8 protein-coding genes are annotated in these 9539 nt (G+C 70.0%); 5 read left to right on the top strand and 3 right to left on the bottom strand.

The genetic code is table 11. The features are described 5' to 3' along the window. From ACIA8E_RS15645 to ACIA8E_RS15635, 3 genes are all read right to left on the bottom strand, one after another. Nucleotides 1-1218: NADH-quinone oxidoreductase subunit C (locus ACIA8E_RS15645; RefSeq protein WP_399298289.1), on the bottom strand; the 1218-nt coding region annotated here is incomplete at its 3' end. Further along, the gene (locus ACIA8E_RS15640) at nucleotides 1215-1847 is read right to left on the bottom strand and encodes an NADH-quinone oxidoreductase subunit B (RefSeq protein ID WP_399298287.1); all 633 of its coding nucleotides are present in this window, start codon (nucleotides 1845-1847) and stop codon (nucleotides 1215-1217) included. The genes ACIA8E_RS15645 and ACIA8E_RS15640, both read right to left, overlap by 4 nt. Further along, nucleotides 1838-2239, bottom strand: a complete 402-nt coding sequence (locus tag ACIA8E_RS15635) for an NADH-quinone oxidoreductase subunit A (RefSeq protein WP_267008001.1) — start codon at nucleotides 2237-2239, stop codon at nucleotides 1838-1840. Before ACIA8E_RS15635 ends, ACIA8E_RS15640 begins: the two co-directional genes overlap by 10 nt. Before the next feature lie 179 nt (nucleotides 2240-2418). Between ACIA8E_RS15635 and ACIA8E_RS15630 the strand changes: the two genes are divergently transcribed. The 5 genes from ACIA8E_RS15630 to ACIA8E_RS15610 all read left to right on the top strand — a co-directional run bounded on the left by ACIA8E_RS15630 (nucleotide 2419) and on the right by ACIA8E_RS15610 (nucleotide 9416). Continuing rightward, nucleotides 2419-3654 (top strand): sensor histidine kinase, encoded by a 1236-nt coding sequence (locus tag ACIA8E_RS15630; protein ID WP_399298285.1) that lies wholly within the window; start codon nucleotides 2419-2421, stop codon nucleotides 3652-3654. 175 nt (nucleotides 3655-3829) lie between these two features. Next, a complete protein-coding gene (locus ACIA8E_RS15625) occupies nucleotides 3830-5185 on the top strand; it encodes a sensor histidine kinase (RefSeq protein WP_399298283.1) in 1356 nt (451 codons plus the stop codon). A gap of 268 nt (nucleotides 5186-5453) precedes the next feature. Further along, nucleotides 5454-6113: a LuxR C-terminal-related transcriptional regulator gene (locus ACIA8E_RS15620; protein ID WP_399298281.1), complete on the top strand. Its 660-nt coding sequence runs from the start codon at nucleotides 5454-5456 to the stop codon at nucleotides 6111-6113. A 257-nt stretch (nucleotides 6114-6370) separates the two neighbouring features. After that, on the top strand, nucleotides 6371-8344 hold the full coding sequence (locus ACIA8E_RS15615) for a 2-oxoacid:acceptor oxidoreductase subunit alpha (protein ID WP_399298279.1): 1974 nt from the start codon (nucleotides 6371-6373) through the stop codon (nucleotides 8342-8344). Next, nucleotides 8337-9416: a 2-oxoacid:ferredoxin oxidoreductase subunit beta gene (locus tag ACIA8E_RS15610; RefSeq protein WP_399298277.1), complete on the top strand. Its 1080-nt coding sequence runs from the start codon at nucleotides 8337-8339 to the stop codon at nucleotides 9414-9416. Before ACIA8E_RS15615 ends, ACIA8E_RS15610 begins: the two co-directional genes overlap by 8 nt. The last annotated feature ends 123 nt before the right edge of the window (nucleotides 9417-9539 follow it).

Here is a 9539-nt window from a genome sequence, read left to right as displayed (position 1 = left end):
GGTGCCGGGCTGGTCCGAGGTGTCGGGCTGCGCCGGGGACTCGGGCTGGCCCGAGGTGTCCGGGGTCTCGGTGGCGGGGCCGCTGCGCGGGGCCTCTCCCCTGCCCGCCCCTTCCCGGACCGGGGGCTCCGCCCCGGGATCCCCGCTCCTCGATCGCCGGAGGGGCTGAGAGGTGCCCGGCTCCCGGGTGCCGAGAGGCTGAGAGGCACCCGGCTCCTCGGTCTTGCCGACGGTCTGAGCGGAGCCCTCTTCCGGGGTCTCGTCGAAGGCCGGGCGGGCGTTGTGCCATGGCGCGTCCGTGCTGCGGGGTGCCGGTTCTGTCGTTGCCGGTTCTGTCGTTGCCGGTTCTGTCGTTGCCGGTTCTGTCGTTGCCGGTTCCGTTGTTGCCGGTTCCGTCGCTGCCGGCTCGGGCGCCGCCGTCTCCCCCAGCCGGCTCGCCGAGCCCTGGGACGCACTGCGGGTGCGGCGCGGGGGCGCGGTCGGGGGTGTGGTCTCCGTACTCGCAGCGGGCGCTGCCGCCTCCGGCTGCTGGCTCGCCGACCCCTCGCTCACACTGCGGGCGCGGCGCACCGGGCGGTCGCCCGCGGCCCTGGCGGTGCGGGCCGGGCGGGTCGGGGCGGGTGGGAGCTGGCCCTTGAGGGGGCCCCATTCGTTCGGGTCGGGGACGCCCGGCGGCAGCATCGTGCGGCGCTTCGGTCCGCCGTGTTCGGATTCGCCCGGCTCCTTGGCGCCCGGCCAGGCCTTGGCGACCCGGGCCGCCAGCACGAAGTCCTTGCGCAGCGGGTGGCCCTCGAAGCCTTCGGGCAGCAGCAGCGGCACCAGATGCGGGTGGCCTTCGAAGCCGATGCCGAACATCTCGTGCGTCTCGCGCTCGTGCCAGGCGGCGCCCGAGTAGACGCCGACGGCCGTGGGAAGGACGGCAGCATCGTGCGGGACTGTCGTACGGATCAGGAGTCGGCGGACCTTGCCGTGTGCCGGGGCGGCGACGTGGGCGCAGACGCGGAAGCCGGTGCCCGGTTCGTCGACGGCGCTCAGCCAGTCGAAGTAGGTGCAGCCCAGCCGGTCGCGGGCCGTTTCGAGGGCGGCGATCCAGGCGGTGGCCGGGACGTCGACGGTCAGCAGGTCGTACGCGTGCTCCGCCGTGGCGTCCTCGCCGAAGAGTTCGGTGACGGCGTCCGGCAGGCTGTCGTACGCGTCGGTGGCGGGAGTGCTGGTCACTTCCGGTCCTCCCCCGGTGCGGGCGGGGCGGCGACCAGGCCGCTGCGCAGCGCGGCGGTGGAGGGCCGGCTGCCGCCGCCCGTCGCGTACCGCTCACCCAGCGACTCGCGGGCGATCTTCTCCTGCAGCTTGAGGATGCCCTGGAGCAGGGCCTCCGGCCGGGGCGGGCAGCCCGGTACGTAGACGTCGACGGGGATGATCTGGTCGACGCCCTTCGTCACGGAGTACGAGTCCCAGTACGGGCCGCCGCAGTTCGAGCAGGCACCGAAGGAGATGACGTACTTGGGCTCGGGCATCTGCTCGTACAGCCGCTTGACGGCCGGAGCCATCTTGTCCGTCACCGTGCCGGAAACGATCATGAGGTCGGCCTGGCGGGGGCCGGGGGCGAACGGGATCACGCCGAGCCGGATGAAGTCGTGCCGGGCCATGGACGCGGCGATGAATTCGATGGCGCAGCACGCGAGGCCGAAGTTGAAGACCCAGAGGCTGTAGCGGCGCCCCCAGTTGAGGACCACCTTCATCGGCTCCGGCGCGAGCCGGGACAGCACGCCCAGCCGCTTCGGCTCCGGCAGCAGGGTCGTTTTGGGCCGGGGCTGCGGCTCGGGGGTCTGCGGGCTCGTCACGTCCATTCGAGGACGCCCTTCTTCCATGCGTAGAGCAGTCCCACGGCCAGGAAACCGAGGAAGATGAACATTTCCACCAGCGTCGTCGCGCCGTATCCCGGCGCGGCGAATACGGTCGCCCATGGAAACAGGAAGATCGAGTCGACGGCGAAGATCACGTACAGGAAGGCATAGACGTAATAACGGACCTGGGTATGTGCCCATCCTTCACCCACGGGGTCCACGCCGCACTCGTACGTAAGGAGCTTTTCCGGTGTCGGGACCACGGGGCGCAGCAGTCGTCCGGCCCCGAAGGCCACGGCCACGAACAGCACGCCGATCAGTGCGAGCAGTCCGACCACCGAGTAGCTGTCGAAGTAGTCCGACGCGAGAACGGTCGATTCCGGCAGGTCCGCCACGTAGGCCACGTCCGCCCCTCCGCTCCCTCATACCTGTTCGACGATCTGTACGCACGGGAGTCTAGGCCCTGCTAAAGAGACGGTAAGCAGCCGCGTCGGGCAAGGGGTGGGGTTATCCCTACTTCACCCCACCCATGAACCCCATGGCGTGCGCAGGTCCGGCCCGGCAGGCTGGGCGTATGACCATGAGCCCCCCGGTGCCCGACGGCGACCGGCTGCCGCCCGCCCGCTTCGCCCTCGATCCGTGGACGTGGAAGGAGATCTCCTATCTCCTGTCCAACCTGCCGATGGCGCTCGCCGGGTTTGTTTACACAGTTTTCATGATCGGTGTCGGCGTGGGGCTTTCGGTCACGGTGATCGGTCTGCCGCTGCTGGCCGCCGGGCTGCAGGGGGCGCGACTGCTCGGCCGGGCGGAGCGGGCCCGGGCCCGGGGGCTGCTCGGGATACGGATCGACGAGCCGAGCTCGGTGGCGATGGCCCGTCACGACCAGGGCTTCTTTCCGTGGCTGTGGTCGAGTCTCAAGGACCCGGTGGGCTGGCGCGCGGTGCTGTACTCGTTCATCCGGCTGCCCTGGGGCGTACTCACGTTCACGGTGACGTTTGTGAGTCTGTTCGTTCTGTGGCCCGTGCTGCCCTTCACCGCGCGTCTGCTCACCGATGCGGACCGGGCGATGGCGCGCGGGCTGCTCTCGCCGTCGGACGAGCTGGAGCGCCGGATCGCCGAGCTGGAGTCGGACCGCGGGGTGGTCGTGGACACGGCCGCCGCCGACCTGCGGCGCATCGAGCGCGATCTGCATGACGGCGCCCAGGCCCGCCTCGTCGCCCTGGCCATGGGACTCGGCCTGGCGAAGGAGAAGCTCACCGAGGACCCGGAGGCGGCCGCCCGCATGGTCGACGAGGCACACGGCGAGGTGAAGGTCGCCCTCCAGGAGCTCCGCGATCTCGCCCGCGGCATCCACCCCGCCGTCCTCACCGACCGCGGCCTGGACGCCGCACTCTCCGCCATCGCCTCCCGCTGCACCGTCCCCGTGCGGGTGGGGGTGGACCTGCCGGGGCGCCCGGCGGAGGCGATCGAGGGCATCGCCTACTTCACCGTCTCCGAGCTGCTGCAGAACGTGAGCAAACACAGCGGGGCGCGCTCGGCGTCCGTCGAGGTCTGGCGGTCGGCGGAGCGACTGCTGATCCGGGTCAGCGACGACGGCCGGGGCGGGGCCCGGATGGACGGCGGTACGGGGATGTCGGGGCTGGCGGAGCGGCTGGGAGCGGTCGACGGGCTGTTCGTCCTCGACTCGCCGGTCGGCGGGCCGACGACGGTCACCGCGGAGCTGCCCTGGCGGGACCGCGACCAGGGTCGGGGCCCGGACCGGGACCGGGACCGGGACCGGGACGGCGCGGGCGCCGCGGAGCGCCATTAGCCGCAGCCCGGAGGCCGAGGGCGTGGCCGGGAGTGGGGGTGGGGAAAACCCCCGGTCGAAGAGGGATACCGGCCTCATGGTGCCTCGTCCCGCAGATCAGCACCCTTGATGTATCAGCCGCTGTACGGGCTGTACCGGACAAGACCACCGCCGAAAGAAGAAACGGACGGCACCCATGGCCACGGCATACCGACCGGACACTCGGGACCATCAGCGGTCCGGTGCCGGCCCCGGGAACAACCCCCCGGTGAAGCACTTCTTCCCGGCGGTACTGCGCGCGCCGCTGGAGGCGAGGACCTGGCGCGAGTTCGGCTATCTGCTGCTGAGTCTGCCGATCAGCGTGGTGCTCTTCAGCTTCGCGGTCACCATGACATCACTGGGCGCGGGCCTGCTGATCACCTTTCTCGGCATCCCGGTCCTCGCCCTCGGTCTGGCGATGTGCCGCGGCTTCGGCGTGATGGAGCGGGCCCGGGCGCGGGGGCTGCTGAACCTGGAGGTGGCGGAGCCGGCTCCGGTGCGCGGCAGGACGGGCGGCCTGATGGCGTGGGTGGGGGCGGTCCTGAAGAGCGGGGTGTCCTGGCGGCATCTGCTCTACGCGCTGCTGCACTTCCCGTGGTCGGTCTTCGCCTTCACCGTGTCGTTGACGTTCTGGACGTACGGATGGGCGGCGTTCAGCTACCCGCTGTGGCAGTGGGTGTTCCCTGCGTACGCGGGGATCGACGGCATTCAGTTGTACGGCGACGCCACGCACAGCGTCTATCTCGACTCGCCGTTCGAGCTGGCCGCGACCAGCGCGTTCGGTCTGGTACTCGTCCTCCTCACCCCGTGGATCATCCGCGGTCTGGCGTCCGTGGACCGGGTGATGGTGTACGGCCTGCTCGGGCCGTCGCGGCTGGCGTCGCGCGTCGTCGAGCTGGAGTCGGACCGCGGGGTGGTCGTGGACACGGCCGCCGCCGACCTGCGGCGCATCGAGCGCGATCTGCATGACGGCGCCCAGGCCCGCCTCGTCGCCCTGGCGATGGATCTGGGTCTGGCGAAGGAGAAGCTCACCGAGGACCCGGAGGCGGCCGCCCGCATGGTCGACGAGGCGCACGGCGAGGTGAAGGTCGCCCTCCAGGAGCTCCGCGATCTCGCCCGCGGCATCCACCCCGCCGTCCTCACCGACCGCGGCCTGGACGCCGCACTCTCCGCCATCGCCTCCCGCTGCACCGTCCCGGTGACGGTCGAGGTGGACCTGGTGTCCCGGCCCGCGCAGGCCATCGAGGGCATCGCCTACTTCACCGTGTCCGAACTGCTGCAGAACGTCAGCAAGCACGCGCAGGCAACGCGCGCGACGGTTGACGTGTGGCGTGCGGCCGACCGGCTGCTGCTCCAGGTCACCGACAACGGGCGGGGTGGCGCGAATCTGTCGGCGGGCAGTGGTATCGCCGGTCTGGCCGAGCGGCTGGACGCGGTCGACGGTGTCCTTGTCGTCGATTCCCCGGTGGGCGGCCCGACGAGGGTCACGGCCGAGCTCCCCTGGCGTGGCTGAGGCGGAGACCTCGCGGAGAGCGCGTCACACACGAACATTGTCGCGCAGCACATCTCGCTCAGCACATCCATACGCAGGTACGAATCGTCGTGCGGCGCCCGGATCCCGTCCGGGCGCCTCCGTCGCGTCCCCGCCCGTACACAAACGTCCGTCACAGCCCCCGTCCGCGGACCGATGCTGGGATGCTGGGGGCACGAGGGACGGATCGGGTCGGCGGCGGAGCCGACGGACAGCAACAGGGGGACAGGGCGTCGTGGTGGAGGACAGGGTGCGAGTGGTCATTGCCGAGGATTCGGTACTGCTCCGGGAGGGGCTCACCCGATTGCTGACCGATCTCGGGCATGACGTCGTCGCGGGGGTGGGGGACGCCGAGGCTCTGATCAAGACTCTGGGCGATCTTGCCGAGCAGGGCGAGCTGCCCGATGTGGTCGTCGCCGATGTGCGGATGCCGCCGACCCACACCGACGAGGGCGTGCGGGCGGCGGTACGGCTGCGCAAGGAGTACCCGGGCATCGGGGTCCTGGTCCTTTCGCAGTATGTCGAGGAGCAGTACGCCACCGAGTTGCTGGCCGGCAGCAGCCGTGGTGTGGGCTATCTGCTGAAGGACCGGGTGGCGGAGGTCCGTGAGTTCGTGGACGCCGTGGTCCGGGTGGCGCAGGGTGGCACGGCGCTGGACCCTGAAGTTGTGGCTCAGCTGCTGGGCCGGAGCCGTAAGCAGGACGTCCTGGCCGGGCTGACGCCACGCGAGCGCGAGGTGCTCGGTCTGATGGCGGAGGGGCGGACCAACTCGGCGGTCGCGAAGCAGCTGGTGGTGAGCGACGGCGCGGTGGAGAAGCACGTCAGCAACATCTTCCTGAAGCTCGGCCTGTCGCCCAGTGAGGGGGATCACCGACGGGTCCTGGCCGTTCTGACCTACCTCAACTCCTAATTGCCTGACACCCTGTCAGGTAACGGCCGGTGACCATACCCGGGTCGCGGAATGAGCGCCGGCGAGCGCCCGGCCACACCGACGGACAGCCCAGGGGGTTCGCGAAATATGGCAAAGCAGCACAAAAAGGCGTCTCATAGTGGCGTCCACCATGTGACCGGTCCGGGGAAGGTGACCCTTACCGACGTAGGGTGGGCCTTGGGACCGCCGGCGGGCCGGACGGTCCCGAGCCGCCGCCCCGAGGGAGGTCCAGTTCAGTGACCAGCCAGGTCAGTAGCCCAGCCGACCAGGCCGATGAGGCCAATGACGCCGATCAGGCCAGTGAGGCTGTTCTCGGGGAGCAGCGAGCCCCCCACTCCTCCACACCGGGCGCCGACGGGAAAGAGATCCGCCGCCTGGACCGGGTGATCATTCGCTTCGCGGGTGACTCCGGAGACGGTATGCAGCTCACAGGTGACCGGTTCACCTCGGAGACGGCGTCGTTCGGGAACGACCTGTCGACGCTGCCGAACTTCCCGGCCGAGATCCGGGCCCCCGCAGGCACCCTGCCGGGCGTCTCGTCGTTCCAGTTGCACTTCGCCGACCATGACATCCTCACGCCGGGCGACGCCCCGAACGTGCTGGTCGCGATGAACCCCGCGGCGCTGAAGGCGAACATCGGCGATGTGCCGCGCGGTGCCGAAATCATCGTCAACACGGATGAGTTCACCAAGCGCCCGATGGCGAAGGTGGGCTACGAGACCAGTCCGCTGGAGGACGGCTCGCTGCAGGCGTACAACGTCCATCCGGTGCCGCTGACGACGCTGACGATCGAGGCGCTGAAGGAGTTCGGGCTCTCCCGCAAGGAGGCCGAGCGTTCGAAGAACATGTTCGCGCTCGGGCTGCTCTCCTGGATATACCACCGGCCGACCGACGGCACCGAGGCGTTCCTGCGGGCGAAGTTCGCCAAGAAGCCGCAGATCGCCGAGGCGAACGTGGCCGCGTTCCGGGCGGGCTGGAATTTCGGTGAGACGACCGAGGACTTCGCGGTCAGCTACGAGGTGGCGCCCGCCTCGCACGCCTTCCCCACCGGTACGTACCGGAACATCTCCGGGAACCTCGCCCTGTCGTACGGGCTGATCGCCGCGAGCCGGCAGGCGGATCTGCCGCTCTACCTGGGCTCGTACCCGATCACCCCGGCCTCCGACATCCTGCACGAGCTCAGCAAGCACAAGAACTTCGGCGTCCGCACCTTCCAGGCGGAGGACGAGATCGCGGGTATCGGTGCCGCGCTCGGCGCGGCGTTCGGCGGCTCGCTCGCCGTGACGACGACGTCCGGGCCCGGTGTGGCCCTGAAGTCGGAGACCATCGGTCTCGCCGTCTCGCTCGAACTGCCGCTGCTCGTCATCGACATCCAGCGCGGTGGCCCGTCCACCGGTCTGCCCACCAAGACCGAGCAGGCGGACCTGCTCCAGGCAATGTACGGGCGCAACGGCGAGGCCCCGGTGCCGATCGTGGCTCCGAGGACCCCGGCCGACTGCTTCGACGCCGCGATCGACGCGGCCCGGATCGCACTGACGTACCGCACCCCGGTCTTCCTGCTCTCGGACGGCTATCTCGCCAACGGCTCCGAGCCGTGGCGGATCCCGGGCATCGACGAACTGCCGGACCTGCGCGTGCAGTTCGCCACCGGGCCCAATCATGAGCTGGCCGACGGCACCGAGGTGTTCTGGCCGTACAAGCGCGACCCGCACACCCTGGCCCGCCCGTGGGCCGTTCCCGGCACCCCCGGTCTCGAACACCGCATCGGCGGCATCGAGAAGCAGGACGGCACCGGCAACATCTCGTACGACCCGGCGAACCACGACTTCATGGTCCGCACCCGCCAGGCGAAGATCGACGGCATCGAGGTCCCCGACCTGGAGGTCGACGACCCGGCCGGCGCCCGGACCCTGGTCCTGGGCTGGGGCTCCACGTACGGCCCGATCACCGCCGCCGTCCGCCGACTGCGCGCGGGCGGGCATCCGATCGCCCAGGCCCATCTGCGCCACCTCAACCCCTTCCCGAGGAATCTCGGCGAGGTGTTGAAGCGTTACGACAAGGTGGTCGTCCCGGAGATGAACCTCGGCCAGCTGGCTGCGCTCGTCCGGGCGAAGTATCTGGTCGACGCCCACAGTTACAACCAGGTCAACGGTATGCCGTTCAAGGCCGAGCAGCTCGCGACAGCTCTCAAGGAGGCCATCGATGCCTAACACCGACCAGGCACTCCCTACCGGGCTCCCCGCCCTGCAGCTGGTGCCCAAGGCCGAGGCCAGGCAGTCCATGAAGGACTTCAAGTCCGACCAGGAAGTGCGCTGGTGCCCCGGTTGCGGTGACTATGCGGTCCTCGCCGCCGTGCAGGGCTTCATGCCCGAGCTCGGTCTGGCGAAGGAGAACATCGTCTTCGTCTCCGGCATCGGCTGCTCCTCCCGGTTCCCGTACTACATGAACACGTACGGGATGCACTCGATCCACGGCCGCGCCCCGGCCATCGCCACCGGCCTGGCCTCGTCGCGGCGCGACCTGTCCGTCTGGGTCGTCACGGGTGACGGCGACGCGCTGTCCATCGGCGGCAACCACCTGATCCACGCGCTGCGCCGCAATGTGAACCTGAAGATCCTGCTGTTCAACAACCGGATCTACGGGCTCACCAAGGGCCAGTACTCACCGACGAGCGAGGTCGGCAAGATCACCAAGTCGACGCCGATGGGCTCGCTCGACGCCCCCTTCAACCCGGTGTCGCTGGCCCTCGGCGCGGAGGCGTCGTTCGTCGCCCGCACCGTGGACTCCGACCGTAAGCACCTCACGAGCGTGCTGCGCGAGGCGGCGGCCCACCCGGGTACGGCGCTGGTGGAGATCTACCAGAACTGCAACATCTTCAACGACGGCGCGTTCGAGGTCCTCAAGGACAAGGACCAGGCCGAGAACGCGGTGATCCGGCTGGAGCACGGGCAGCCGATCCGCTTCGGCACCGGGCAGTCCAAGGGTGTCGTACGCGACCCGGCCACCGGCGATCTCAAGGTCGTCGAGGTCACCGCGGAGAACGAGTCGCAGGTCCTGATCCACGACGCGCACGCCGCCAGCCCGACCACGGCGTTCGCGCTGTCCCGGCTCGCCGACCCCGACACTCTGCACCAGACCCCGATCGGGGTGCTGCGCAGCGTGGAGCGCCCGGTCTACGACACGCAGATGGCCGAGCAGCTCGACACCGCGGTCGAGCAGAACGGCAAGGGCGATCTGGCCGCACTGCTCGCCGGCAACGACAACTGGACGGTCGTCGGGTAGGGCCTTGCTCTCGGATCGGCCCACGAGCCGGCAGGATCCGCGAGACAGGCCCTGGGACGCGAACGGGCACACCGTACGGGTGCCGGACCGGGGAGTCTTCACCGCTCCCGGCCCGGCACCCGT

It is taken from the genome of Streptomyces sp. NPDC051664 (assembly GCF_044453545.1).
Lineage (GTDB): Bacteria > Actinomycetota > Actinomycetes > Streptomycetales > Streptomycetaceae > Streptomyces.
Note: the sequence above shows the minus strand (reverse complement) of the source record. Positions and strands in the feature narration are given on the sequence as shown.